20 protein-coding genes are annotated in these 25,997 nt (G+C 63.5%); 12 read left to right on the forward strand and 8 right to left on the reverse strand.

Annotated elements, in window-relative coordinates:
- Window positions 1-194: 194 nt before the first annotated feature.
- The gene (locus tag PTE30175_RS15740; RefSeq protein ID WP_150698015.1) at window positions 195-1,226 is read right to left on the reverse strand and encodes an AraC family transcriptional regulator; all 1,032 of its coding nucleotides are present in this window, start codon (window positions 1,224-1,226) and stop codon (window positions 195-197) included.
- 185 nt (window positions 1,227-1,411) lie between these two features.
- On the opposite strand from PTE30175_RS15740, the gene PTE30175_RS15745 reads away from it, so the two are divergent.
- The 6 genes from PTE30175_RS15745 to PTE30175_RS15770 all read left to right on the forward strand — a co-directional run bounded on the left by PTE30175_RS15745 (window position 1,412) and on the right by PTE30175_RS15770 (window position 7,584).
- Entirely contained in the window at window positions 1,412-2,392 is a 981-nt protein-coding gene (locus PTE30175_RS15745) for a quinone oxidoreductase family protein (protein WP_150698016.1), read from the forward strand.
- 26 nt (window positions 2,393-2,418) lie between these two features.
- Window positions 2,419-3,267 (forward strand): TauD/TfdA dioxygenase family protein, encoded by an 849-nt coding sequence (locus PTE30175_RS15750; protein WP_150698130.1) that lies wholly within the window; start codon window positions 2,419-2,421, stop codon window positions 3,265-3,267.
- 31 nt (window positions 3,268-3,298) lie between these two features.
- A complete protein-coding gene (locus PTE30175_RS15755) occupies window positions 3,299-4,354 on the forward strand; it encodes a beta-keto acid cleavage family enzyme (RefSeq protein ID WP_150698017.1) in 1,056 nt (351 codons plus the stop codon).
- A gap of 149 nt (window positions 4,355-4,503) precedes the next feature.
- A complete protein-coding gene (locus PTE30175_RS15760; protein ID WP_224788811.1) occupies window positions 4,504-5,814 on the forward strand; it encodes an MFS transporter in 1,311 nt (436 codons plus the stop codon).
- A 37-nt stretch (window positions 5,815-5,851) separates the two neighbouring features.
- Window positions 5,852-6,415: an RBBP9/YdeN family alpha/beta hydrolase gene (locus PTE30175_RS15765; RefSeq protein ID WP_150698019.1), complete on the forward strand. Its 564-nt coding sequence runs from the start codon at window positions 5,852-5,854 to the stop codon at window positions 6,413-6,415.
- Window positions 6,416-6,456: 41 nt separating this feature from the next.
- Window positions 6,457-7,584: a porin gene (locus PTE30175_RS15770; RefSeq protein ID WP_150698131.1), complete on the forward strand. Its 1,128-nt coding sequence runs from the start codon at window positions 6,457-6,459 to the stop codon at window positions 7,582-7,584.
- A gap of 3 nt (window positions 7,585-7,587) precedes the next feature.
- Here the strand turns inward: PTE30175_RS15770 and PTE30175_RS15775 are convergent, their stop codons facing one another.
- Window positions 7,588-8,493: a LysR family transcriptional regulator gene (locus tag PTE30175_RS15775; protein WP_150698132.1), complete on the reverse strand. Its 906-nt coding sequence runs from the start codon at window positions 8,491-8,493 to the stop codon at window positions 7,588-7,590.
- A gap of 107 nt (window positions 8,494-8,600) precedes the next feature.
- Between PTE30175_RS15775 and kdgD the strand changes: the two genes are divergently transcribed.
- The 6 genes from kdgD to garD all read left to right on the forward strand — a co-directional run bounded on the left by kdgD (window position 8,601) and on the right by garD (window position 17,064).
- Window positions 8,601-9,533 carry a 5-dehydro-4-deoxyglucarate dehydratase gene (gene kdgD / locus PTE30175_RS15780; protein WP_150698020.1) on the forward strand — a complete coding sequence of 311 codons (933 nt, stop codon included), beginning with the start codon at window positions 8,601-8,603 and terminating at the stop codon, window positions 9,531-9,533.
- Window positions 9,524-11,101, forward strand: a complete 1,578-nt coding sequence (locus tag PTE30175_RS15785) for an aldehyde dehydrogenase (NADP(+)) (protein WP_150698021.1) — start codon at window positions 9,524-9,526, stop codon at window positions 11,099-11,101. The genes kdgD and PTE30175_RS15785 overlap by 10 nt, the downstream gene beginning before the upstream one ends.
- 127 nt (window positions 11,102-11,228) lie before the next feature.
- On the forward strand, window positions 11,229-12,575 hold the full coding sequence (locus PTE30175_RS15790) for an MFS transporter (RefSeq protein ID WP_150698022.1): 1,347 nt from the start codon (window positions 11,229-11,231) through the stop codon (window positions 12,573-12,575).
- 81 nt (window positions 12,576-12,656) lie between these two features.
- Window positions 12,657-14,045, forward strand: coding sequence for an enolase C-terminal domain-like protein (locus PTE30175_RS15795; RefSeq protein WP_150698133.1), 1,389 nt, complete (start codon window positions 12,657-12,659; stop codon window positions 14,043-14,045).
- Between the two features lie 76 nt (window positions 14,046-14,121).
- The gene (gene gudD, locus PTE30175_RS15800) at window positions 14,122-15,423 is read left to right on the forward strand and encodes a glucarate dehydratase (protein ID WP_420819651.1); all 1,302 of its coding nucleotides are present in this window, start codon (window positions 14,122-14,124) and stop codon (window positions 15,421-15,423) included.
- A 42-nt stretch (window positions 15,424-15,465) separates the two neighbouring features.
- The gene (garD, locus tag PTE30175_RS15805) at window positions 15,466-17,064 is read left to right on the forward strand and encodes a galactarate dehydratase (RefSeq protein WP_224788803.1); all 1,599 of its coding nucleotides are present in this window, start codon (window positions 15,466-15,468) and stop codon (window positions 17,062-17,064) included.
- Window positions 17,065-17,110: 46 nt separating this feature from the next.
- On the opposite strand, the gene PTE30175_RS15810 is transcribed toward garD, so the two are convergent.
- From PTE30175_RS15810 to PTE30175_RS15835, 6 genes are read right to left on the reverse strand one after another with little or no spacing between them, the layout of a single operon-like run.
- On the reverse strand, window positions 17,111-18,583 hold the full coding sequence (locus tag PTE30175_RS15810) for a flavin-containing monooxygenase (protein WP_150698025.1): 1,473 nt from the start codon (window positions 18,581-18,583) through the stop codon (window positions 17,111-17,113).
- A gap of 4 nt (window positions 18,584-18,587) precedes the next feature.
- The gene (locus tag PTE30175_RS15815; protein ID WP_150698026.1) at window positions 18,588-20,012 is read right to left on the reverse strand and encodes a long-chain-fatty-acid--protein ligase; all 1,425 of its coding nucleotides are present in this window, start codon (window positions 20,010-20,012) and stop codon (window positions 18,588-18,590) included.
- A gap of 18 nt (window positions 20,013-20,030) precedes the next feature.
- Window positions 20,031-21,494, reverse strand: a complete 1,464-nt coding sequence (locus PTE30175_RS15820; protein WP_150698027.1) for an acyl-CoA reductase — start codon at window positions 21,492-21,494, stop codon at window positions 20,031-20,033.
- Entirely contained in the window at window positions 21,494-22,720 is a 1,227-nt protein-coding gene (locus PTE30175_RS15825) for an alpha-hydroxy acid oxidase (RefSeq protein ID WP_150698028.1), read from the reverse strand. The genes PTE30175_RS15820 and PTE30175_RS15825 overlap by 1 nt, the downstream gene beginning before the upstream one ends.
- Window positions 22,721-22,729: 9 nt before the next feature.
- On the reverse strand, window positions 22,730-24,346 hold the full coding sequence (locus PTE30175_RS15830; RefSeq protein WP_150698029.1) for a thiamine pyrophosphate-binding protein: 1,617 nt from the start codon (window positions 24,344-24,346) through the stop codon (window positions 22,730-22,732).
- Between the two features lie 21 nt (window positions 24,347-24,367).
- Entirely contained in the window at window positions 24,368-25,903 is a 1,536-nt protein-coding gene (locus tag PTE30175_RS15835) for an MFS transporter (RefSeq protein ID WP_191629096.1), read from the reverse strand.
- Window positions 25,904-25,997: the final 94 nt, after the last annotated feature.

Genomic DNA, 25,997 nt, shown 5'->3' on the forward strand with positions numbered 1-25,997 from the left:
ACCATCGATTTTCAAAAGGGGGTTCGTCTTCGGATGGCGGGGTCGAGCACTGCGGGCGTATTCGGGCGGAACGCGGGATTCGCTCGGTTCGGTACAGTAGCGGTACACTCGCTACGTGTCGCAGGGTGAGGTAAGTTTTCGTAAGTAATTGATATATAAGGTAGTGTTGCCTTTGCGGTGGGCATTTTTTTGCCCTATGTCCGGTGTGGCGGCGTCTGGGCAACGATTTCGCATGCGTCGGTGCGCCACTGTTTGGGGGGGCGACCATATTCACGCTTGAACCAGCGCCCAAATGCACTTTGGCTGGTATAGCCCAGCAGGATTGCGACATGCTCGACAGAGTATCGCTTGTTCATCAGATAGCGAACGGCGAGATCTCGTCGCAGCGTGTCAACGATATCCGAGAAGGACATCGCCTCGTCGTCAAGCCTGCGCTGCAAGGTCCTTACGCTCATGTGCAGGTGGTCGGCCACCTGGTCAATGGAAGCACGGCCCACAGGGAGAAGAAGCACAATCGCTTGCTGTACCGCAAGGGTGGTTGAATCGGGTTTGACATGCAGTCGCGCCTGAATACTCTGCTCAAGCTGCTCGACCATGAACGGATCGGCCAGCGGATTCAGGCCGTCCAGATCGCTGCTTGAACACGTGAACCCATTGAGCTCACTATCGAACTCCAGTTCACAGCCAAACACACGGTTGTGGAGCATCAGGTCCGAAGGGGACGAATGGGTAAAGTGCACCGACATGGGATGCCATCGTGCACCGAGCAGCATCCTGCATGCGTTGACCAACACCCCCATCGCAAGCTCCGTCGCCTGACGTGAGTATCGGCCAATCACGGGTAGTACCTCCTGACGAACGAGCACGACATTGCCGTTGTCCGTGATGTCGGTCACCAGCATCTCATTCAACAGTTGCCGATATTCGATCAGCGTCTCGATCGCGTCACGCAGCGTGCGCCGGTGCGGGAGAAGCATGCCTACGACGCCCAGCCCGGACGCTTTTCGCTCGTCAGCCATTCGCAGTCCGAAGTTTATTTTTCCTGTCCGCCTGGCGGATTCTTCGAGAAGCCAGACCATTGCTTTTGCCGGAACCAGTTGTTCTGGCGTCGCCAAAACAGTGGGGTTGATACCGGCCTCGCGCAGCAAGTCACGAGGACTGAAGTGAAGTGCCTGGGCGACTTCAAAATAGCCGGTAAGCGTCGCCGCACGAACGTGCAAATCCATTGCAAGACTCCTGGCATCAGTTACGCCACTTGTCGTTATACGGCTGCCGTCTACGAATCATGGCATGAAATGTCGAAAATATGGCGCCAAAAGTATAGCTCGCTTTTGCCGTTCGCGTAAGCTTCCTGGTAATCGCTACCGCGGCTTTCCATCCGGTAGCCCGGAAATATCCAGAGGAAGATGCCATGGCTCATATTGTTCGCTTTCACGAAACCGGCGGCCCGGAGGTCTTGCGCTATGAAGCGCGTGAAGTGGGGGACCCCGGTCCGGGCGAGGTCAGGGTGCGCCACGTTGCGGTGGGCCTCAATTTTGCCGATATCTATTTCCGTACCGGTCTCTATCCTGCGCCCTTGCCGTCAGGCATCGGTACTGAGGCTGCGGGCATCGTCGAAGCCGTCGGTGAGGGGGTAACGCATGTCGCCGTCGGCGATCGTGTGACCTACACGGGGGCCTATAACACCTTGGGCGCTTACAGCACCGAGCGGCTGATCCCGGCCGCGCCGTTAATCAAGCTTCCCGAAACGATCACGTACGAGACCGCAGCCGCAATGACCATGCGGGGCCTCACGTCAGCCTACCTGATGCGGCGCATCCATGACTTCATGGAGGGTGACACCATCCTGCTGCACGCCGCCGCCGGCGGTGTCGGCCTGATCGTCTCGCAGTGGGCCAAGTTGCTCGGTCTTACCGTCATTGGCACCGTGTCGAGTGAAGCCAAGGCCGAAGTCGCCCGCGCTCACGGTTGCGACCACACGATTGACTACAGCCGTGAAGACGTCGCGAAACGAGTCCGCGATTTGACCAACGGCGTGGGCGTCAACGTGGTGTTCGACAGCGTCGGCAAAGACACATTTGACGCTTCGCTCAATTCGCTAAAGCGCCGCGGACTGATGGTCTGCGTAGGAACGGCATCCGGCCCCATCGCACCGTTCAATCCCCAGATCCTGGCCATGAAGGGCTCTGTCTACCTCACCCGTCCGGCCCTGGCAGACTATATCGCCGATCCGTCGGAAAAGGCCGCGTTGGCAGAGGAACTCTTTGACCATGTGGGGGCAGGGCGCATTCGGATCGAAATCAACCAGCGCTACGCGCTTCAAGACGCGATGCAGGCTCACCGTGAACTTGAGTCACGAAAAACAACCGGTTCGTCGATTTTCGTGATTTGAATCCGGCCACGAGGAGCGACCAAACCATGCAAATTGAGCAATTAACCGCTTCGATCGGCGCCGAGTTGGTCGGCGTCAACCTGGCCGATGCCGTTCACGACGACGGCCTGTTTGCCGAAATCCGCGCCGCGTTGGTCAAGCATCGGGTTCTGTTCCTGCGCGACCAGGACTTTACGCGTGCGGCACATGTCGCTTTTGCCCGTCGGTTCGGAGACCTGGAGGATCACCCCGTGGCGGGGAGCGACCCGGAGCACCCCGGTCTCGTGCGCATCTACAAGACACCTGACCAGCCCAACGACCGCTACGAGAATGCCTGGCATACGGACGCAACGTGGCGCAACGCGCCTCCCTTCGGTTGTGTGCTGCGCTGTGTCGAGTGCCCGCCGGTCGGCGGCGACACGATGTGGGCGAACATGGTACTTGCCTACGAGAACCTGCCTGAGGACATCAAGCACCAGATCTCGGATCTACGCGCTCGCCACAGCATTGAGGCCAGCTTCGGCGCGGCCATGCCGATCGATAAGCGGCTCGCGCTAAAAGCGCAATTCCCGGATGCCGAACACCCCGTGGTACGCACCCACCCCGATACCGGCGAGAAGGTTCTGTTCGTCAACGCTTTCACCACGCATTTCACGAACTACCACACGCCCGCGCGGGTGCGCTTCGGTCAGGACGCCAATCCTGGCGCCGGTCTGTTGCTCAACTACTTGGTCAGCCAAGCCTGCATTCCCGAATACCAGGTGCGCTGGCGTTGGAAACAAAACAGTGTCGCCATCTGGGACAACCGCAGCACACAGCATTACGCCGTGATGGACTACCCGCCGAGCCACCGCAAGATGGAACGTGCCGGGATCATTGGCGATATTCCTTTCTGACCTTCGACCAGGCATGCGCCAGGAGTAAAATATGCAGTTTTTTGACGATTCCCTGCACCCCGAAAACCAGGACAAAGTGGTCATCACCGTCGCGCCTTACGGTCCTGAATGGATGCCCGCCGATTTCCCGGAAGACATCCCCGTCTCGATGGATGAGCACGTTCAGAAGGCCGTGGATTGTTACGACGCGGGTGCCACGGTGCTTCACCTCCATGTCCGCGAGCTGGACGGCAAGGGGTCCAAGCGCCTGTCCAAGTTCAACGAGTTGCTCGACCGGCTGCGCGTTGCCGTGCCGGATATGATTCTGCAAGTGGGCGGCTCCATTTCATTTGCCCCGGAAGACGACGGCGCGGCTGCCAAATGGTTGTCCGATGACACCCGGCACATGCTCGCCGAGTTGATGCCGAAGCCGGATCAGGTAACCGTTGCGATTAACACGGTGCAGATGAATATTACGGAGCTCATGAATCGTGAAGACATCAAGGGGACGTCGCTGAACGAACCCACCTACTGGGAAGCGTACCGGGAAATGACGGTCCCGGCCGGACCCGGCTGGGTTGAGGAGCATCTGAAGCGCCTGCAGGCCGCCGGCGTTCAACCGCATTTCCAGTTGACTGGCATGCATGCGCTCGAAACGCTGGAGCGCTTGATTCGGCGTGGCGTGTATCTTGGGCCACTCAATGTCACTTGGGTTGGCATCGGAGGTGGCTTCGACGGACCGAATCCCTATAACTTCATGGAATTTATCCGGCGTTGCCCGGACGGGGCCTGCATCACGCTCGAATCGCTGATGAAAAACGTCCTGCCGATCAACACGATGGCGATGGCCCTCGGACTGCATCCGCGCTGCGGCATCGAAGACACGATCATCGACCAGCATGGTAACCGCATGACGTCCGTGCAGCAGATTGAGCAGTGCGTGCGTATCGCACACGAATTGGGACGTGAAGTGGCCAACGGAAAGGAAGCAAAAAAGATCTACAAGATCGGAGAGCAATACCGGACCGTAGACGAAACGTTGACCAGGCTCGGCCTGCCGCCTAACCGCAAGTCAGGTGAAAGGAATGTACCGCTGCGTTCCTTGTGACATTGTGATTGTGGCGCCAGGTGCGGCAGATGTTGCCGCGTGACTAGAAGACTCCCCGGCAAGCACAGGAAGCGATCCGCTGTACTCGCGTGCAGAAGAGAAAGCCCGGACGCCGGAACGTGGAGGAGACGATTTTGGACGCTCATTGCATTGAGCCCGCTACGGGCAATTTCTCTGTCGCACCCGCAGTTCCGCGCACTTACGCCTGGGTTGTTTTCGCGCTGACCTTTGGCTTGCTGCTGTCGGACTATATGTCGCGCCAGGTGCTCAACGCGGTCTTCCCGTTACTCAAGAGCGCGTGGGGTCTCTCGGACACCCGGCTCGGCTCGTTGAGCGGCGTGGTGGCCCTGATCGTCGGTTTGCTGACGTTCCCGCTGTCGGTGATCGCTGACCGTTGGGGGCGCGTCAGAGGCATCGTTGCGATGGCGGCGGTCTGGAGTCTGGCGACGCTGGGTTGTGCGCTCGCGACGAACTTCGGTGAGATGCTTGTGGCACGCGCATTTGTGGGGCTTGGCGAAGCGGCTTATGGCAGTGTAGGCGTTGCGCTGATCCTGAGTATCTTTCCGATGCATCTGCGTTCCACCCTGACTGCGGCATTCATGGCGGGCGGCGCATTCGGCTCCGTGCTCGGCATGTCGCTCGGTGGCGTCGTCGCAGTACATCTTGGTTGGCGATGGTCGTTCGGGACGATGGCGTTGCTTGGCATTCTGCTAACTGCGGCGTTCTGGCTGGTGGTCACGGAGAAGCGGATCTGTTCGGACCATCGGAACGCCCATGAGCGAAGACCGAACGGGCAAGGCGTGTGCAGCAGTTTGCGCATGTTGGTCGCCGGACTCTTCTCCACGATATCAGTGGTATGCGCATACGTCGGGAGCGGCCTGCAACTGTTCATTCTTGGATCCCTGTTCGTATGGATGCCGAGTTTTCTCAATCGTTACTACGGCTTGGCACCCGACAAGGCGGGTGCGGGCGCTGCGATGTTCGTCATGATCGGCGCGGTCGGGATGGTCTTGTGCGGCATCGTGACCGATAGGGTCAGCCAGACGGTGCCGGCGCGCAAATGGGGGACCGCAATCGCTTATTGCCTGATTTCGTTCACCTTGCTCCTGATCGGCTTCCACGTGAAACCCGGCGCATTGCAACTGGTGTTGATTGGCGTCGGCATGCTTGTTGTTGCCGGGACATCCGGTCCCGCCGGCGCGATGGTTGCGAATCTCACGCCGTCGACGATTCATGCCTCGGCTTTCGCCACCTTGACGCTCGCAAACAACCTGCTTGGCTTGGCACCGGGTCCCTTCGTCACCGGTGTCGTTGCCGACCGGGTCGGCCTGCTTGGGGCACTGCAGTGGATTCCGCTGATGGCGCTTCTTGCTGCGGTGGCGTTTGCGATCGGCAGGTCGAACTACTCGAACGATTTGCGTCGCCTCGACGCGCTGCGTCGCGCGGCAAAAAAGTCATGACGGCGGCCAGGACACACGAATTCATAAGAGACGAGCGATGAAGACCCCGGTTTCAACCCCCACCATCCTGATAGTTCCAGGCTTGCGAGACCACGTAGAGGATCACTGGCAAACGCATCTGGAGCGCGCGCTGCCCAATGCGCGGTCGGTGCCCCCGCTGGAACATGACAAATTGTGCCGTGCATCGCGAGTTGCCGCGCTGGACGCCGCTGTGGCGCGGATCGAAGGTCCGATCATTCTTGTTGCGCACAGCGCCGGGGTGATGATCGTCGCGCATTGGGCGATACAGCACGACCGCGAAATCGCCGGTGCGTTACTGGCGACGCCGCCGGATTTGGAAGTGCCGATGCCCGACGGCTACCCGCGTCTGGATGATCTGCGTGAGCAGGGCTGGTTCCCGATTCCGCGTCAGGTTCTGCCGTTCCCGAGTATTGTCGCTGCCAGTACGAACGACCCGCTGGGACGCATCGAGCGCGTTGCGGAACTGGCAGACGCGTGGGGTAGCCGTTTTGTTGACCTCGGCGCCGTGGGGCATCTGAACCCGGCCAGCGGGTACGGCGTATGGCCGCGCGCCACCGAGTTAATCGCCGAACTACCGTGAGACAACGGAAAAGTTCAAATAAGTGGAGACAAGGAGGAGCGATGAGGTTGAAATGGTTTGTGGTACCAGCGATGGTTGCAATGGGGAGTGCGGCGTACGCGCAATCGTCGGTGACACTGTATGGCAACGTCGATGCCGGGGTGTTGTATCAAAGTACGGCCGCGGCAACGTTCAGTCCGGTCGCGACAAACCAGGGGAAACTCTATCGGTTCAAGGATGGCGGCATTTATGCGAGTAATTGGGGCATCAAGGGAACGGAGGACATTGGTGGGGGCTACCATGTCAATTTCAAGCTGCAGGGTTCATTCGATACCGGAACCGGCAAATTCGGCCTCGCTGACACCACGGGCGGGACAGCGATTTTCAACCAGGTAGCCACCATCGGTGTCTCCGGTCCGTTCGGATCCGTCAATGCGGGTCGACAGATTGTGCCGATGGCTTGGGCCATGGCGGAAACCGACGTTCGTTCAGCGCAGTACTTCGGAAGTATTCTGACCGCATGGCTGGGCATGAACCAGGCGGCGGGTTGGGCCGGCACCAACACCAACGCGCCGATCGGTGCGCTGTACGACAGCAACGCGATCGTCTATGAATCGCCGAAGTTCGGCGGCGTGTCCGCCGTGGTCGAATACGCGCCGGGCGGCTCGCCGGGCCACTTCCAGGGTGGCACGCGCGAGTCGGCCATACTCAAGTACTCGAATTATGGACTTGCAGTGTCAGCCGTCTACTACAACGCACATGACACCAACCCCGCAACCGGCTCACCGCTGATCGGCGTCGCCAACAACCGCTTCGTCTATCTGGGGGCCAAATATACGATGCAGAATGGTCTCTCGGCGTCCGCGTCATACAGCAACGGCAAGAATCCTTCGAATGCAAATGCAGTCAACATCGACATGTATTCGGCGGGATTGGGCTATCAGATCACGCCTGTGTTGCAGGTCACCAGCGGGCTCTATTACCTGAAGGACAAGAATAATTCGGCCAACCGCTCGACCGAGGTCGCGGCCGGAGCCGAATACCGCTTCTCCAAAACCACCATGATTTATGGCCAGGTGGGGCACGTGAATAACAAGGGGACGATGACCACGACGATTACCTACGGTCAGCCCGTCGCGCCTGGCACGGGGACAACGGCAGTCATGCTGGGCATGCGCCATTCCTTCTGATGATCAAGCGCGCCTCTCTACCCCCGCAACCGATTTGTACAGCACATCCTTGAGCGCGCCGAACGCCGGATTGTCGTTGTCCTTGCGGAACGTGAAGCACAGTTCGACCGGATGGGCCGGGCTGGTTCGAACGGGCCGATAGACCACGCCTTCAAACCGCAGCGTGGCGGCGGCAGCGGGAATCAGCGCGACACCCATGCCGGCGCGCACCAGTGCCAGCATCAGGTGGATCTGGCTGACGTATTCCACGATGTCTGGCTGCACCCCCGCGCTCTCGAAAAGCCGGGTGACGAGCATGTGAAAGTAGCGTGCCTCGTAGGGCGAGTACATGAGGAAGGGCTGGCGGTCGAACGCCGCCAGCGTCGGCGTGTCAGGCCAGTCCGTCGCCATCGCCTCCGGCAGCGCGAGCACCAGCGATTCCTGTGAGCACGGCAACACGGTGAGTTCCCCATGTTCGACCGGCGGGCGCAACAGGCCGAGATCGATCTGACGCGCGTCCAGCGCCTCAAGCTGCGCGCCGCTCACCATCTCCTTCAAGACCAGCCGCACCCCAGGGGAACGCGTGCGCACCTCGCGCACGAGCGATGGCAGCAAACCATAACCCACCGAGGCCGTAAACCCGATCGCCAGAGATCCGGCCGCGCCGGCGGCAACCCGCCGCGCCGTGGCGGCAGCTTCGTCCGCCAGGCGCAGGATGCGCGCCGCATCCGGCAGAAAGCTGCGGCCTGCCATGGTCAGCTTGACCGATCGGCTGCTGCGCTCCAGCAATTGTGCGCCCACCTGGTGTTCGAGCAGGCGGATCTGCCGGCTGAGCGGCGGCTGGGTCAGGTGCAGGCGCTCGGCTGCGCGGCCGAAGTGCAATTCTTCCGCCACGGCAACGAAGCAACGGAGTTGGCTGAGGTCGAACATCGATTCAATATATGTATTAATCAAGTCATTCGTTATCTTGGACTTGAATCGTTCCAGGTGCAAGAATCTATTCACGTTTTGACCACCGATGCCACCACCGAATATCCATGTCACGCTATACACCTACCGAATTCGCCCGCCAGATCGGCACTGGCCTGCTGTCGTTCCCGGTCACGCATTTCAAGGCCGACCTGTCATTTGACGAGGCGGCTTACCGCGCCAACCTCAACTGGCTGTTCAGCCACGACGCTGCGGGGCTGTTTGCCGCAGGCGGCACGGGCGAGTTCTTCTCGCTCACGCCGACAGAGGTCGACCGCGTGGTGCGTGCGGCGGTGGAGGAAACCGGCGGACGCGTGCCGGTGATCGCCCCGGCGGGCTATGGCACGGCCATGGCTCGCGAATACTGCAAGGCCGCTGAAGCCGCTGGCGCCGATGGCATCCTGCTGCTGCCGCCGTATCTCACCGAAGCCGCCAGCGACGGCGTGGCCGCGCACGTCGAGCAGGTGTGCAAGTCCACCCGACTGGGCGTGATTCTCTACAACCGCGCCAACCAGGTGCTCGACGAAAACGCACTGGCCCGCCTGGCCGAGCGCTGCCCGAACCTCGTCGGGTTCAAGGATGGCGTGGGCGACCTCGAACTGATGACGCGCATCTACGCGCGCATGGGCGATCGTTTCACCTACATCGGTGGCCTGCCCACCGCGGAAACCTTCGCGCTGCCGTATCTGGAAATGGGCGTGTCGACGTACTCGTCGGCCATCTTCAATTTCGTGCCGCAATTCGCGCTGGACTTCTATCAGGCCGTGCGTGCGCGCGACCATGCCAAGGTATTTGCCATGCTGAAGGCGTTCGTGCTGCCGTACATCGCGTTGCGCAATCGCAAGCGGGGTTATGCGGTGTCGATCGTCAAGGCCGGCATGAAGGTGGTGGGCCGCGATGCCGGCCCGGTGCGCACGCCGCTTACCGATCTGACCGAGACCGAGATCGCCGAGCTCGCGGCGCTGGTGTCCCGCGTGGCTGAGGTCGAAGCATGTCTCTGAGCGGCAATCTTCTGTTGGGCGAAGCGACGGTGCCGGGCGCTGCTGGTGCGCTGTTCGCCGTCAATCCCGCGACCGGCGAATCGCTGGAACCGGCCTTCACGCTGGCGGACAAGGCGAATGTCGCGCACGCTTGCGCGCTTGCCGCGTCCGCTTTTGACGCATACCGTGAAAGTGCGCCCGAGGCGCGCGCGGCTTTCCTGGAAACCATTGCAGCAAACATCGAAGCCATTGGCGATACGCTGATCGAACGAGCCATGGCGGAGACCGCGCTGCCGCGCGCGCGGCTCGAAGGCGAACGGGCACGCACCTGCCATCAACTCCGGCTGTTTGCGTCCGTCGTGCGCGCGGGGGATGCCACGGGCGTGCGGATCGATCCCGCGCTGCCCGAGCGCAAGCCGCTGCCGCGTGCGGATCTGCGCCAGCGACGGATTGCGCTGGGGCCCGTCGCGGTGTTCGGCGCGAGCAATTTCCCGCTGGCGTTTTCAGTGGCGGGCGGCGACACGGCGTCCGCGCTGGCGGCCGGATGCCCGGTGGTGGTCAAGGCGCATCCGGCGCATCCGGGCACGTCGGCGCTGGTGGGGCGGGCGATACAGGCGGCGGTCGCGGCATGCGAGCTGCCCGAAGGCGTGTTCTCGCTGGTGTTTGCGAACAACGACGTGGCTGGCACGCTGGTGTCCGATCCGCGCATCCAGGCTGTCGGCTTTACCGGCTCGCGCGCGGGCGGGCTGGCGCTGCTGAAAATGGCACAGGCACGTCCTCAGCCGATTCCGGTCTACGGCGAACTGAGCGCCGTCAACCCGATCTTTCTGCTGCCCGGTGCCCTTGCCAAGCGCGCGGGCGATCTGGGCAGGCAGTTCGCCGCATCGTTGACGATGGGCGCGGGCCAGTTCTGCACCAACCCGGGCCTGCTGCTGGCGGTCGATGGCCCGGATGTGGATGCCTTCATTGCGGCGGCAGGCGAGGCGCTGACCGCCTGTGCCGCGCAAACGATGCTGTCGCCGGGCATTCACGCGGCCTACGAGCAGGGGGCTGCCCGGCTCGCGGCGCATGCGCAGGTCGCCTGTGTGGCGCGCGGCGTCGAGCCGTCCGGCCCCAATCGCGGCCGCGCCGCGTTGTTTACGACCGATGCCGCCAGCTTCCTTGCCGATCCGGCTTTGCACGAAGAGGTTTTCGGCGCGAGTGCGCTGCTGGTACGCTGCGCCGATGCTGCCACGCTGCGGGCCATCGCCGAATCGCTGGAGGGGCAGTTGACCGCCACCCTGCATCTGGACGCGGCTGACGCCGCGCTGGCGCGCGCGCTGCTGCCGACGCTGGAACGCAAGGCGGGCCGGATTCTGGCTAACGGCTGGCCCACCGGCGTCGAAGTCTGCCATGCGATGGTGCACGGCGGCCCGTGGCCCGCGACAACGGATGCACGCACCACGTCGGTCGGCACGGCGGCGATTGAGCGTTTCCTGCGCCCGGTCTGCTATCAGGATTTGCCGCCCGAACTCCTGCCTGCTGCGCTGCGCGACGATAATCCGCTGCATCTGCGCCGGCTGGTGGACGGCCAATGGAGTGCACCCTGAGCCAGTCGCATTGACAGCAGGGCAATCCGTATGCGTGTGAAACAACACTGAAAAGCCGGGCCGATCAGAGCCCGGCGGTCAGCAGCCCGCGCGTGTGACCGCACCGCGGCGTGAACAGGAGGAGACGATGGATATCAAAGCCCCCGCAGTGGGTGGACAAAGCGTGCCGCGCACCGAGCGCATGAGCCGCGCCCGCTACATGATTCTCGCGATGTTGTTTATCGCGACGACGATCAACTACGCCGATCGCGCCACTATCTCGATCGCCGGATCGGCCATGCAGAAGGAGATGGGTATCGACGCAGTTGCGCTCGGTTACATCTTTTCCGCATTCGGCTGGGCGTATGTGATCGCGCAGATTCCGGGCGGCTGGCTGCTGGACCGCTTCGGATCCCGGCGCGTGTATGCGCTGAGCATTTTCTTCTGGTCGCTGTTCACGCTGGCGCAGGGGGCGGTCGGCTTCTTTACCGGCGCTGCGGCGATTGCCGTGGTTTTCTGCCTGCGCTTCCTTGTCGGCGCGGCCGAGGCCCCATCCTTTCCCGCCAACAGCCGCATCGTTGCCGCGTGGTTCCCGGCCGACGAGCGCGGCACGGCTTCGGCGATCTTCAATTCGGCGCAGTACGCCGCCACGGTGTTCTTCGCGCCGCTGATGGCGTGGCTGGTGCACAGCTTCGGCTGGCACACCGTGTTCGTCGTGATGGGCGTGGTCGGCATGTTGATGGCGCTGGCATGGAAGGTATTCGTTCACGATCCCAAAGACCACCCGCGCGCCAACCGCGCAGAGCTTGATTACATCGAAGCGGGCGGTGCGCTGGTCAACATGGATCGCGGCGGCGCAGCCAAGACGCAAGGGCCGAACCTCCGCTACATCAAGCAGTTGCTGAAAAACCGCATGATGATGGGCATCTACATTGCCCAGTACTGCATCAATGCGCTCACTTATTTCTTCATCACCTGGTTCCCGGTGTACCTGGTACAGGCGCGCGGCATGTCGATCCTGAAGGCAGGCTTCGTCGCCTCGGTGCCTGCGGTGTGCGGCTTTCTGGGTGGCATTCTCGGCGGCATCCTGTCCGATGCGCTGCTGCGGCGCGGCGCCTCGCTGTCTTTGGCGCGCAAGCTGCCGATCGTGCTGGGCATGCTGCTGTCGATGAGCATGGTGATCTGCAACTATGTCGATGCGCAGGCGCTGGTGGTCGCCATCATGGCGCTGTCGTTCTTCGGCAAGGGGCTGGGCGCGCTGGGCTGGGCGGTGAATTCCGATACCGCGCCCAAGCAGATCGCGGGCCTCTCCGGCGGGCTGTTGAATACCTTCGGCAATCTCTCAAGCATCACCACGCCTATCGTCGTTGGCTATATCGTCAATCAGACCGGGTCGTTCAACGGCGCGCTGGTTTATGTCGGGGCGCATGCGCTGGTGGCCATCGTCTGCTATCTGTTCATGGTCGGTGACATCAAGCGGGTTGAACTGAAATAAACGGTCGAAATCAGGAGTCTGGAAGTGGTATTTGAAGAAACAGGCGGCGGCACCCGAGCGGAAACGCCGGTGCTCACCGAGATGCAGGTGATTCCGGTGGCGGGGCACGACAGCATGCTGCTGAATTTGTGCGGCGCGCATGCACCGTTCTTTACCCGCAATATCGTGATCCTGAACGACAACGCCGGGCGCACTGGCGTGGGCGAGGTACCGGGCGGCGAAGGCATCCGGCAGACGCTCGAACGCGTGAGGCCGCTGGTGGTGGGCCGCGCCATCGGGCGCTACAACGGTATCCTGAACAGCATTCGGCACACGCTGTCGGGGCAGGGGCGCACGGCGCACCAGGCCACCGTGCATCAGGTGACGTCCGCGTCGGAGGCGGCGGTGCTGCGCCAGCCGCACGAGATCAACCTGCGCATGGACAACGTCATCACCGCCGTGGAAGCGGCGCTGCTGGACCTCCTTGGCCAATACCTCGACGTGCCGGTGGCCGAACTGCTCGGCAACGGACAGCAGCGCGATGCCGCACGCATGCTGGCGTACCTGTTCTACGTGGGCGACCGTCGCAAGACGGATCTGCCCTATCTCGACGGCTCGGGTACGCCGGACGGTTGGCTGCGGTTGCGCCACGAAGCCGCGCTCACGCCGGCTGAACTCGTCCGCCTGGCGGAAGCCGCGACGGACCGCTACGGCTTTGCCGATTTCAAGCTCAAGGGCGGTGTGATGGCCGGCGCCGACGAGATGGAGGCTATTGCGGACATCAAGGCGCGTTTCCCGCAGTCGCGCGTGACGCTGGATCCGAACGGCGCGTGGTCGCTGGCCGAAGCCATTGCGCTATGCAAGGGGCAGGGGCATGTGCTGGCCTATGCGGAAGACCCCTGCGGTCCCGAGGCGGGCTATTCCGGCCGCGAGGTGATGGCCGAGTTCAAGCGCGCGACCGGCATTCCGACGGCGACCAACATGATCGCCACCGACTGGCGCCAGCTCGGGCATGCGGTGCCGCTGCAGGCGGTCGATATCCCTCTGGCCGATCCACATTTCTGGACCATGCAGGGCTCGGTGCGTGTTGCGCAGCTGTGCGACGAATGGGGCCTGACCTGGGGCTCTCACTCCAACAATCACTTCGACATCTCACTGGCGATGTTCACCCACGTGGCCGCCGCTGCGCCCGGCGAGATCACCGCGATCGACACACACTGGATCTGGCAGGAGGGCGAAGCGCGCCTGACGCGCGAGCCGTTGCGTATCGTGAACGGCGAGGTTGCCGTGCCGCAGCGGCCGGGGCTTGGCATCGAGATCGACATGGACCGCGTGATGCAGGCCCATGCGTTGTACCAGCAGCTCGGTACTGGCGCCTCCCCCAAGGGGACTTCCTTCGGGGCGCGCGATGATGCGATGGCGATGCAATATCTCGTGCCGGGCTGGACCTATGACCCCAAGCGGCCCAGCCTCGGTCGTGCACCGGCCTGACAGACACTGCATCATGAAGGAGACAATCTTGAGCCAAACCCCCTTGAACCACGGCGACACGCCCGTGGTCACTTCAATGCGTGTCGTGCCGGTGGCCGGCCACGACAGCATGCTGCTGAACCTGAGCGGCGCGCATGGCCCGTTTTTCACGCGCAACATCGTCATTCTCGAAGACAGCGCCGGCGGCACCGGTCTTGGCGAAGTGCCCGGCGGCGAGAGCATCCGCCGCACGCTGGAGGATGCGCGAGCGCTCGTGATCGGGCAGCCGCTCGGGCGCTGGCAGGATGTGCTGGGCACCGTGCGCCAGCGTTTTGCCGACCGCGACGCGGGCGGGCGCGGCCAGCAGACCTTCGACTTGCGCATCGCCATTCACGCGGTCACGGCCATTGAAGCTGCCTTGCTCGATCTGCTCGGCCAGCACCTGAACGTGCCGGTCGCCGCCTTGCTGGGCGAGGGCCAACAGCGCGACAGCGTGGCAATGCTCGGCTACCTGTTCTACGTGGGCGACCGCAAGCGTACCGATCTTGCCTATCGCAGCGAGGCCGACGCCAGCGACGACTGGTTCCGCCTGCGCAACGAAGAAGCGCTGACACCTGAAGCCATCGTGCGTCTGGCGGAAGCCGCCCACGCCCGCTACGGCTTCCAGGACTTCAAGCTCAAGGGCGGCGTGCTGCGCGGCGAGGACGAGATCGCCGCGGTGACTGCGCTGGCCGAGCGCTTTCCCGATGCACGCATCACACTCGATCCCAATGGCGCCTGGATGCTGGACGAGGCGATCCGCCTGTGCAAAGGGCAGGGCCACGTGCTGGCGTATGCGGAAGATCCGTGCGGTGCCGAAGGCGGCTACTCCGGCCGCGAGGTCATGGCCGAATTCCGCCGCGCGACCGGCCTACCGACGGCGACTAACATGATCGCCACCGATTGGCGGCAGATGGGGCATGCCATCCAGCTGGGGTCGGTCGATATTCCGCTGGCCGATCCGCATTTCTGGACCCTGCGCGGCTCGGTGCGCGTCGCCCAGATGTGTGCGGAATGGGGCTTGACCTGGGGCTCGCACTCGAACAACCACTTTGATATTTCGCTGGCCATGTTCACGCACGTGGCGGCGGCTGCGCCGGGCAATATCACTGCCATCGACACACACTGGATCTGGCAGGACGGCCAGCGCCTGACGCGCGAGCCGCTGCGCATCGTGGGGGGGCGGGTTGCCGTGCCGCAGCGACCGGGGCTGGGCATCGACATCGATTTCGACGCACTCGACGCCGCACACCAGCTATATTGCAAGCACGGTCTCGGCAGCCGCGACGACGCGGCGGCGATGCAGTACCTGATCCCGGGCTGGATCTTCAACAACAAGCGTCCGTGCCTGGTGCGCTGAGCGCTGCCGCCATTGGACCCAGCGAAAACTACGGAACGTATGATGTCGATTGATTCCCCCGTAAGCGGCGCCACCGGCGTGGAGCGCGCGCTTTCCATCCGCGTGCATGACAGCGATAACGTCGCGATTGTCGTCAATGCGCGCGGCCTGCCGGCGGGCACGGCGCTGGACGACGGTACCGTGCTGATCGAAGGCGTGCCCCAGGGCCACAAAGTCGCGCTGCAGGCGATCGCCGAAGGGGCCGCCGTGGTCCGCTATGGCGAAATCATCGGCTACGCGGTAAGGGATCTGCCGCGTGGCGCGTGGGTGAACGAGCACGCGGTGCGCCTGCCATCCGCGCCTGCGCTGGGCGATCTGCCTCTGGCCACGCGCGCCGCGCCGGAACTGCCGCCACTGGACGGCTACACCTTCGAGGGCTATCGCAATGTCGATGGTACGGTCGGCACGCGCAACGTGCTCGGCATCATGACCAGCGTGCAGTGCGTGGCAGGCGTGACCGACTACGTGGTCGCGCGCATCAAGCGCGAACTGCTGCCGCGCTACCCCAACGTGGACGACGTGGTTGCGCTCAATCACACCTACGGCTGCGGTGTCGCCATCAACGCACCGGCGGCCATCGTGCCGATCCGCACCTTGCAGAACCTCGCGCTCAATCCGAACTTTGGCGGCGAGGTGATGGTGATCGGGCTGGGCTGCGAGAAGCTCGTGCCGGAGCGGCTGGTGCCGGAAAAGCTCGCGCCCGGCGGCCGTATTCCGATTGAAGTGGCGGGCACCGCGGAGTCGCCCGTGCTGCGCTTGCAGGACGAAGCCTTTGATGGCTTTGGCGGCATGATCGATGCCATCCTCGACATGGCGGAAAACCGGCTCGAGCACCTGAACCGGCGGCGCCGCGAAACCTGTCCGGCATCGGACCTCGTGGTGGGCGTGCAATGCGGCGGCAGCGATGCGTTCTCGGGCGTGACCGCCAACCCGGCGGTCGGCTTTGCGGCGGACCTGATCGTGCGGGCCGGCGGCACGGTCATGTTCTCCGAAGTGACCGAAGTGCGCGATGCGATCCACCTGCTGACGCCGCGCGCGATCAACGAAGACGTGGGCCGCGCCCTGCTGCGCGAGATGGCGTGGTACGACGACTACCTGAGCGGCGGTCAGGCAGACCGCAGCGCCAACCCATCGCCCGGTAACAAGAAGGGCGGGCTGTCCAACGTGGTGGAGAAGGCGCTGGGCTCCATCGTCAAGTCCGGCACCAGCCCGATCGTCGATGTGCTCAGTCCGGGCGAACGCATCCGACGCAAGGGCCTGATCTTCGCGGCGACGCCGGCCAGCGATTTCGTGTGCGGCACGCTGCAACTGGCGTCGGGCATGAACCTCCAGGTGTTCACCACGGGGCGGGGCACGCCATACGGGCTGTCCATGGCGCCGGTCATCAAGATGTCGACACGCAAGGCGCTGAGCGAGCGCTGGCATGACCTGATCGACCTCGACGCGGGCCGTATCGCTACCGGCGAGGCGACCATTGCCGATATCGGCTGGGAGCTGTTCCACCTGATCCTGGACGTCGCAAGCGGACGCAAGCAGGTGTGCGCCGACAAGCTCGGATTGCACAACGCGCTGGTGCTGTTCAACCCGGCGCCGGTGACCTGAGGCGCACGCCACTGCTCAGGCGCGCTTGCGCGCCTGAGTACCGCAGTTACTTGCGCATTTCAAAGGCATCCAGTTTGGGCGCCTTCATCGCATTCCTGAAGCGCTCGTAGTTCCATGGCCAGGTGGCGGGCACACCTTCAGCGTCCAGGTACCAGCTATTGCAGCCCGACCCGAAGATGGTGTTTTTTGCTGCAGCCAGGCGGGCCTGCTCGTATTCATCCAACGCGGCCTGCGTGACCGTGATCTCGCGGCACTCGCCGGAACTCAGCGGTTCGAGAAGCTGGGCAATATAGCCCCACTGGTTTTCCGCGACGTCAATCAGTGAGAAGTTCCCGACGGGACTCGTGGGGCCGTTGAGCATGAAGAAGTTGGGGAACTGGGGGATGGCCACTGCGAGATACGCATTCGGCCGCTTGGCCCACGCATCGTTGAGCGATTTGCCATGGCGTCCGATCACCTGCATCGGGCGCATGAACCGGTCTGCGTGGAAACCCGAGGCGAGGACAATGACGTCCAGCTCGTGCAGTTTGCCGTCGCGCGTCAGCACGCCATTCGGCGTGATCGTCTCGATGCCGTCGGTGACCAGCGCCGCATTCGGGTGCTGAATCGCCTGATAGTAATCCGGAGAAAAGATCAACCGCTTGCAGGCGGCGCGGTAATTGGGGCGCAGCTGCTCCCGCAGGACCGGGTCTTGTACGCTGCGCTCGAGGTTTTCCCGCACGATGGCTTCGATTGCCGCCATTTCGGGCGACTCGGCGTTGGCGACGGCCGTGGTGAAGCGTTCCACATTGGCCATATACGTTTCATCGTTCTGCATGCGCTTGAGCAGCGCCGGATCATCGCGTAATGCCTGCTTCTGCGCTTCAGTGAATGCGGGATTTTCCACCGGCATGATCCACTGGGCGGTTCGCTGAAAGTGCTTGAGCTTGCTGGCACGGCGCGCCAGTGCCGAAACAAGCTGCACACCGGTGGAACCATTACCCACGATGCCGATGCGTTTGCCATCCAGCGCTACGCTGTGGTCCCATCGTGCGCTGTGGAGCAGGCTTCCTTCAAATGTCTTCAGCCCGGGGATGTCGGGGTATCGCGGGTGGTGGAGAACACCGGTCGCGGCAATCACGACGTCGGCTTCGTCACGCAGTCCATTTTTCGTTTCCAGATGCCAGCGCCCGTCGACGAATTCGCAACGCGTGACTTCCTGATCGAACCGGATCAGCTCATCCACTTTGTACTTCTTGACGGTACGCTCGAAGTAGTCCTGCACTTCCGCGCCCGGGGGTAACTGGTGACTCCAGTCCGGATTCGGCTCGAATGAGTAGGTGTAGGCGTGGGACGGCACATCGCAGGTCAGGCCCGGGTACGTGTTTTCTCGCCACGTGCCGCCCGGCCGGGACGCCTTTTCGTAGATGGACACGTTGGTATAGCCGGCTTCCCGCAACTTGATGCCGCACAAGATGCCTGACATGCCGGCGCCGAGGACGACAACGCGCAGGTGCCGATTTGAAGGGGTAGGGTGCATTACGTTATCCATTTTGTGTTGAAGACAGGAGAAACTCGACCGCTCGATCATGTGCCTCGGGCGCACCCGCACAATTGATCTTGTCGACCCCTCCTTGCTTTTCGCTGTAGCGGCGTACGGTGCCGCTCAGGTAGGGGCCGTGCCGGCCGCATTCACACGGCGTATCCCAGCCGCTGATGGTGACCTCGTCGCCGCTGACCAAGCCGCCCCAATACGAATCGGGCAACAGGTCGAGATAGGCAAAGCGGCCGGTTTGGGTGCCCTCGCGCGGCAGTGCGCGGCCAGTGTCGGGATCGAGCACGAATGGCACCAGCACGGGAGGGATGTGATAATGGCCGTGCTCGCAACGAGGGCAACTCACCATCAGTTCGCTCATGCTGTAGAACTCGAACACTCGCTCGAAGCCGAGGAACGAGAAGATCTGCTCACGGTAGTCGTCGGGCAATACACGCCCCTTGCTGCCGCCACCGCTCATGAGGATGCTGCCCGGCCCGAAGGCCCGGCGCACACCTTTGGCCAACGCTTGCTCCGCCCATTCGAACAGAAGCGGCCACACCGCGAACAGGCAGATGTCCGAGCCGCCAAAGCGTTGCAGGGCGGCCTCCAGAAATTGCTTCATGCGTTCCGGGCGCTGTTGCTCGCGCGCGGCAAATTCTTCACGACGTGCCAGCAGCGACGCGGAGAGTTCCAGTTGGCCCTGCTCGCCGCGGGATTCGGCCGCGCGCAGACGCCCGGCCAGCGACGCGATATCGGCGCTGAAGTATTCGTTCGGATAGAGGAACAGGGCATTGGCGTCGCCCCCGGCCCATTGCGTCACCATCTGTTCCACGCCGCGGTAGGTGGCGCCGGCGCCGAACCGGTAGCCCGGCTGTACCATCGGCATGCGTGCGCTGAACAGGTCGGGGCCCGAACCCGGGCCATGCCAGTCGCGCACGCAGTGAGCGGTCAGGCGATTCGCCTCCACCCATTGCCGGGCGGTGCGCGGCACGAAGGAAAGCTTGCCGCTGGTGCCGAAGGTATGCAGCAGTCTCAGTTCGGTGCTGTCATCGAGGCGCTTGATCCAGCTGTCGATGCTGTCGATGTCGCCGTGATCCACGCCACTGAGGTCGCACGCAGTGAGGCCGTTCAGCCAACGTGTCAGGCGCTCGAAGTGCCCCCGCTCGATGATGGAGAACGGATAGGACTTATAAACCGTATGGGGAAACAACAGCGGCACGACGTCGTCCAGCGAATGAATCGCTGTCACGCCTTGTTCTTCGGCGAGTTTGCGCAGCACCGGGATGCGGTCACGCAGCATCTCGAAGCGCTGTCGCGCCCCTGTCAGGTGAACCGCTTCGAGTTGCTCGCGGGTGAGACGGTAGCCCGCATCGTAGTTGGCTTCGATGTACGACTTGGGGTCCAGCAGCAAACTGTCGGCAAGGGTAGGCATGGGTGGCTCCTGTGGCGCTCAGGTACGCGTGGCGAGTGCTTCGAGCATGGACGCGTCAGACGTCTGCTCGACGATCCACTTGCACATGCGGCGTACGGGCTCGATGCCGTCCTGAGGTGTGGCGGCATCTTCGAAGATGGCGGCGGCGCCAAGTGAAACGAGGCGCTGGGCGCCCTGATAGGCGAGGCGGTCGCGCAAGCGGATTTTCAACGTCTCCGGGAAGATCCCGATGGTCTGCGTGTATGCATTGACCGACCTGACGGCGACCTCGACGTCGTCGATCGGAACCAGATTGGCGACGCGGCAGGCGAGGCTCCGTGCGAAGTCCACGGGCGCATCGGTCCGTGAGACGATGATCGCGCCCTCATCACGTTTGCCGCCGAACACGACGTATTCGTCGCTGGCATAGCGCAGGCCATCGATTTCGTCCTTGAGCGCCGGATCGAACGCCTTGTGTGGTGTGCTCAGATGCTCCGGCAGTGCCTGCAGCGCCTCGAACGTCAATCGGCCGAGACGCTCGATGCGCCCGAGTCCGGCATCGTCGGTGCCGGACACGACGTAGACCACGCGCGCATTGACGCAGCCCTCCTGATTCATCGCGCCAATATCGAGTGCCAGCCGCTTCGCGACATGGTGCAGCGATTCATCGCTCGCAAACGCTTCGGGACCGATGAGGGTCGCGCTGTGCTTGGGATCGAGCGTGATCAGGTCGAGACCCGGCTGGAGGTACCCGCTGACATGCTTGATGCCGGCGAAGCCGCCCCACGCAACAATCTTGTCGATGGCGCGCGGATCGTAGATTTCACGTTCGACAACTTCATCTCCGCCTTTCCAGTACACCGCGCTGAGGTGGCGCGTCAGCGGATGATCGGGGGCCATGTCCACCATTGTTCGCGCGATGGCGATGGCCGTGAGCGGATCGTTGGACGGTGTCTTGATGATCGCGTCGGAGCGGGTGAAGGCGTTGCGGATCACCGTACCCACTGCCACCATCGGCACATTCCCGGCGATGACATGCACGCAGCGCGCGCCAAAGGCACGGATGCGCGTGGGCTCGCCGCTGTGCACGCGGGACGGCTGCGGCACCCATCCCTCCAGATAATCGATGCCGACGAGGCGGTCCGCAGTCTCCCGCACGACAGCCGGCAGGAAAGAAGCCGGAATGGATTCGTAGAAATAGCGCAGAATCGGCGCCGACAGCCCCGAGGTCCGGCACGACAACGCAAAGGCCGCCTGCAGATGCGCGTTGCGGTGGATGTCCAACTGCTCGCCCAGGCGCGCGAGGTAGTCGACAATGTCGTCGAAACGCAGGGCATGCAGATCCGCCATCTGCGAAGGGTTGCGCAGCAACAGGCTGGCCAGGTGCGGTCTGATGTCGGGAACTACGAAGCGCACGTCGTCGTGGCGGCCGCCGAATTCCACATTGCAATCTTCCAATACCCGGCCGCGGATGACGACGGGTACGCGAACAGTGGCTTGCATCAGGTGACTCCTTGAGAAAGTTCGCGCCGCAACGGCGCAAATCCGATAGGGGTTCGGCCGGACAAGACGCGTTCATCCAGCGCGTTGATATCCGGCACGCCGAGCAGGGCCTGCGCGCGGTCTGTTTCCTGACGGATGATGTCGAGGGCGCGCAGCGCGCCGGCCTCGCCGGCAACGGCCACGCCGTAAAGGCAATTGCGTCCGGTCATGACGGCGGTTGCGCCGAGCGCTTTCGCCTTGATCACATCCACACCGCGGCGAATGCCGCCATCGACCAGGATCGTGGCGTCCGGACCCAGCGCGTGGCGCACCGCCGGCAGAGTCTCCAGCGCACTGATGGCGCCGTCCAATTGGCGGCCCCCGTGATTGCTCAGGATCACGCCGTCGGCACCATGGGCGATGGCGCGTTCAGCGTCGGGCACCGAGAGGATGCCCTTCACCAGAAGACGGCGAGGCCAAATCGAGCGCAGCCAGCGCAGGTCGTCCCAGTTGCATGCGGGGTCCATATTGCGCCCCAGGGTCATCATGTCGTCGATCACCGTTCTTGCGTCAGGGGGGGCCAACTCGCGGATATTGGCAAAGCGCGGCGGGCCGCCTTCGCGGAGCATGTGCCACAGCCATCGCGGATGGGCGAGCACGTCAAGCTTGTTGCGCAGCGAGAGTTGCATGCCTGCGCGGTAGTTGCGGCGGTCCCATTCACGGCCGCCGGAGACCTGCACGTCGCTGGTAAGCACCAACGCTTCGAAGCCCGCCTTTTCAGCGCGTGTGACGAGGCTGCGGATGAAGTCGCGATCGCGCACCCAGTAGAGTTGCATCCATAGCCTGCCGCCGGCATCCGTGGCGACGTCTTCGAGCCGCACGTTGGCCGCCATGCTGAGCGTAAACGGAACGCTTGCCTTGGCGGCGGCGCGTGCAAGTGCGACATCTGCGCGTTGGCTGAGCATGCCGTTAAAGCCCGTGGGCGCAATCACCAGGGGAGCGGCCGCCGGCCTGCCGAGCAGTTCGACAGCTTGCGTGCGATTCGAGACGTCCACCAGCGTCGATGGCTGGAGCGTGTGGCGGGCGAATGCATCCCGGTTGCGCCGCAAGGTGAGTTCGTCCTCGGCGCCCCCATCCACATACTCGAACAGGAAACGCGGCAGGCGCTTGCGCGCCATTTGGCGCAGATCGTCAATCGTCACGGCACGGGAAAGATCGCTGCCGGCATACAGGCGTCTATGTGTCATGTCATCGCCTCAACCGAACATGCGGATAGGGGCGAGGCTGTTCAGGTCAATCTCGATCAGGTACGGACCGTCCGTCGCGAGCGCCGTTTCCAACGCTTGCGCAAAGGCCTCCGTCGAGCGGACCAAACAGCCCGGCATGCCCATGGCGCCTGCCACCGCGACAAAGTCCGGGGTGTGCAGGTCTACCGCGTAGGGTCGGCCGGTCGTGACTCGCTGCAGGCCCTTGAGCACGCCGTAACCCCCATCGTTAAATACGCAGAGAATGATCGGCGCGCGGGTCTCGACGGCCGTCGCGATTTCGGCAAGGTTGAGCATGACGCCGCCGTCGCCGTGGATGACCAGTGTCTTGTTGCCGGTGCCGATCGCGGCACCGATACCCAGCGGCAGGGCGGGGCCGATGGCAAGTCCCGTGCTGTAGTGGCCGATGCGCGGGCCGCGGATGGCAAGCAGATAGTTGCCCCAGGTGTTCGCGGTGATGGTCGCGTCGCACACCACAGGGCTATCGGCCGGCAACAAGGCTTCGATGGTGCTGACAATGCGCTGATGATCGGGGCCGATCATTCGTTGCAGCGTCGTTGTGAAGGCGCCGCGAATGTCCTGCGCAAGCGCGATGAACTCGCTGTCGGCCGCATGTGAGGGAAGGCGTTCAAGCAATCCCTCCACCGCCAGCCGGGCGTCCGCCACCACCGACAACGCCGGTGGATAGTTACGTCCGATGACACCGACGTCCGCATCGATGTGGATCAGGTTCCGCGGCATCGGCTGCTGCCAATACTGGCTCGCCAGCGCCTGGAAACGCGTGCCGATGGCGAGCACGAGATCGGCCTGCGCCAACAAATCGTTGAATGCGGGCAGGTGGGTCTGGCAACCGGCGTAAAGCGGATGCCCGGCGGGCAGTACGCCACGGCCGTTGACGCTGCTTACGACCGGGGCGCCCATACGCTGCGCCAATCGGCGCACGGCATCGGCGGCATTGGCGCTGACGCAGCCGCCGCCGACCCAGATGAGCGGCCTGCGACTGTCGCGAATGCGCTGCGCGACGTTGTCCAACGCGGCGCCATCGGCGGGCAGCGGCGCTGGAGGGTCGTACACATACGTTTGTTGCGGCAGCGGTGCGAGCAGCAGATCCGTCGGAATTTCCACGGCACCCGGTTGCGCACGCCCGCAATGGATATCGCGCATCACACCGTGCAGTGCCGGCGCAATGTCGCGCACGTGCAGTACCCGTTCGCTGCGCCGCGTCACCGTGCGCAGCATCGTCAGTTGTTGATCGGCGTCGTGAATAAAACCCTTGCCGCGGCCGAGATACCGCGTGTCTATCTGGGTCGTGATCAGAAGCACAGGTGACGAGGCAAAGGCCGCTTCGTAGAGGCCGTTGATCGTGTTGACGGTGCCGGGGCCGGTGCTCGCGATCGCCACGCCGAGTTTGCCCGTGGCCCTCGCGTAGCCGTCGGCGGCGTGCACGGCGCCTTGTTCGTGCCGGGTGCCGATGACCCGAATGTCGCCGTGACGGCAAAGCGCGTCATAGAGGCCGAGATTGTGCTGGCTGGGGATGCCGAAGACGCACGTGACGTCGGCTGCCTTCAGGGCTTGGTAGACGGCATCGCCGCCGGTCATGGTGGACATGAAATCGATCCTTTGCAATGGTTATTCCGGGAGCTGTTCACGCGCCACGTGACGGGCGGCGAACACGAAGCACAGGCAGGCAAGCGCGGCCGTGACGCAGGCCTGCGAGAGGATGGCCGAGCCAAGGTTTCCGAGGGCGTCCGACAACTTGCCGACGGTGTAGGGCCCAAGCGCCATGCCGACATAGGTCACCACCAGCAGATAGAAGGCCGACGCCGTCGCACGCGCATGAAGCGGCGTCAGTTCCTGTACGCTGGTCGAGCCGGCGGCCACCCACAAGGTCGCGAACAGGTTTGCAAAGAAGAGCCAGGAAACCGCGCCAACTGCTGTGGCCGCGTGAATGCTCAGCCACAGGAACGGCAGGGGAAGCGCAGTGGCGAGCGTGGCGACATGGATGCGTCCGCGCGGTGTAATTTCGCGCAGGCGGTCCGCGGCCACGCCGCCAATAATCACGCCCAGCCAGCCCGACGCCGCGAATGCCACGCCCAATTGCCACCCCGCCTGGGCAATGTTCAATCCGTAGGTGCGAATCAGGAACGGGGCCATCCACATCGCGGTCGCTGCATTGATCGCGCTGGCGAAACCGCAGCCGAGCGAGAGGAACGTCAATGTGCGCCGGCGAATGAACAGGGCGGCGACCTGTGGTTCGCTGCGGTTCAACAGTTGCAGCCAGGTACCCGCGGCATAGACGCCCAGCGCAAGCAGCAGCCACTGCACCCAATCGCCCGACCAGCTTGCGATGCCCGAGGCCAGCACTGTAAGCGCGGCCATCAGGACAAGGTTGTCCCGAAGCAGCGCGCCGTCGCGCTGTTGCAGGACCGCAAGACAATTTAGCGGGGGCACTGCCAGCCGCATCTCACGCCAGACGAGTGGCGCGAGCCGGGCGTCTCGCAGCCGCGGCGCGTGGCTGCGCAGCGTGCGTACCCATAGCGCCAGGCATAGCCCGGGGGCGCCGGCGGCGAAGAACGCCACCTGCCAGCCGCGCAGATTCAGCGGCGCGGCGCCGGCGAAGTGCATGTCCCACGCGTGAGCGACCGCGCCGCCCAGTGCGAGTCCGAGACCGGCGCCGACAAACGCACCGCCCGAATAGACCGCCAGCGCCGTGGCCCGGCGGCGCGCGGGAAACCATTCCGCCAAAAGCGAGAACGCAGCGGGGGAGGCTACCGATTCGCCAATGCTCACGCCCATGCGTGCCGCCAGCAATTGCCAGAAGTTGCCGGCAAGGCCATTGAAGCCGGTGATCGCGCTCCAGGCCACGAGCGCGGCGGCTATCAGGCGCTGACGGCTCCAACCGTCGGCCAGGCGCGCCAGCATCAGACCGAACAACGCATGGAAGACGGCGAAAGCCGTGCCGAACAAAAAACCCATCTCGGTGTCGGTGAGGCCGAGGTCATGCTTGATCGACTGGGCCAGGATGGAGAAGATCTGCCGATCGAGTGCGCTGACACACGATACCAATGTCAGCACCAGCAGCACGTAGATCGGATAGCGGCGCCCGTGGGCCGGCCGGGCGGGCGCTTCGGTCGTGTCGGTCGTCGAGCGTTGTTCTATCAGCATGGCGTTTTCCCATCCGTGGTCGGTGCCGGGCTTGTCGGAGATCACAGCGTGCCAGCGGGCCGTGCGCGGCACATCGGGCAAATGCACTACGCGG

Source organism: Pandoraea terrae, from assembly GCF_902459695.1.
Lineage (GTDB): Bacteria > Pseudomonadota > Gammaproteobacteria > Burkholderiales > Burkholderiaceae > Pandoraea > Pandoraea terrae.

What these genes read in the sequence shown, in the direction of transcription:
- PTE30175_RS15810 (WP_150698025.1), bottom strand. Translation starts at nt 18,583, where the DNA reads ATGCACCCTACCCCTTCAAATCGGCACCTGCGCGTTGTCGTCCTCGGC.
- PTE30175_RS15825 (WP_150698028.1), bottom strand. Translation starts at nt 22,720, where the DNA reads ATGACACATAGACGCCTGTATGCCGGCAGCGATCTTTCCCGTGCCGTG.
- PTE30175_RS15775 (WP_150698132.1), bottom strand. Translation starts at nt 8,493, where the DNA reads ATGTTCGACCTCAGCCAACTCCGTTGCTTCGTTGCCGTGGCGGAAGAA.
- garD (WP_224788803.1), top strand. Translation starts at nt 15,466, where the DNA reads ATGTCGATTGATTCCCCCGTAAGCGGCGCCACCGGCGTGGAGCGCGCG.
- gudD (WP_420819651.1), top strand. Translation starts at nt 14,122, where the DNA reads ATGCGTGTCGTGCCGGTGGCCGGCCACGACAGCATGCTGCTGAACCTG.
- PTE30175_RS15745 (WP_150698016.1), top strand. Translation starts at nt 1,412, where the DNA reads ATGGCTCATATTGTTCGCTTTCACGAAACCGGCGGCCCGGAGGTCTTG.
- PTE30175_RS15820 (WP_150698027.1), bottom strand. Translation starts at nt 21,494, where the DNA reads ATGCAAGCCACTGTTCGCGTACCCGTCGTCATCCGCGGCCGGGTATTG.
- PTE30175_RS15750 (WP_150698130.1), top strand. Translation starts at nt 2,419, where the DNA reads ATGCAAATTGAGCAATTAACCGCTTCGATCGGCGCCGAGTTGGTCGGC.
- PTE30175_RS15770 (WP_150698131.1), top strand. Translation starts at nt 6,457, where the DNA reads ATGAGGTTGAAATGGTTTGTGGTACCAGCGATGGTTGCAATGGGGAGT.
- PTE30175_RS15815 (WP_150698026.1), bottom strand. Translation starts at nt 20,012, where the DNA reads ATGCCTACCCTTGCCGACAGTTTGCTGCTGGACCCCAAGTCGTACATC.
- PTE30175_RS15785 (WP_150698021.1), top strand. Translation starts at nt 9,524, where the DNA reads ATGTCTCTGAGCGGCAATCTTCTGTTGGGCGAAGCGACGGTGCCGGGC.
- PTE30175_RS15755 (WP_150698017.1), top strand. Translation starts at nt 3,299, where the DNA reads ATGCAGTTTTTTGACGATTCCCTGCACCCCGAAAACCAGGACAAAGTG.
- PTE30175_RS15740 (WP_150698015.1), bottom strand. Translation starts at nt 1,226, where the DNA reads ATGGATTTGCACGTTCGTGCGGCGACGCTTACCGGCTATTTTGAAGTC.
- PTE30175_RS15830 (WP_150698029.1), bottom strand. Translation starts at nt 24,346, where the DNA reads ATGTCCACCATGACCGGCGGCGATGCCGTCTACCAAGCCCTGAAGGCA.
- kdgD (WP_150698020.1), top strand. Translation starts at nt 8,601, where the DNA reads ATGTCACGCTATACACCTACCGAATTCGCCCGCCAGATCGGCACTGGC.
- PTE30175_RS15765 (WP_150698019.1), top strand. Translation starts at nt 5,852, where the DNA reads ATGAAGACCCCGGTTTCAACCCCCACCATCCTGATAGTTCCAGGCTTG.
- PTE30175_RS15795 (WP_150698133.1), top strand. Translation starts at nt 12,657, where the DNA reads ATGCAGGTGATTCCGGTGGCGGGGCACGACAGCATGCTGCTGAATTTG.
- PTE30175_RS15790 (WP_150698022.1), top strand. Translation starts at nt 11,229, where the DNA reads ATGGATATCAAAGCCCCCGCAGTGGGTGGACAAAGCGTGCCGCGCACC.
- PTE30175_RS15835 (WP_191629096.1), bottom strand. Translation starts at nt 25,903, where the DNA reads ATGCTGATAGAACAACGCTCGACGACCGACACGACCGAAGCGCCCGCC.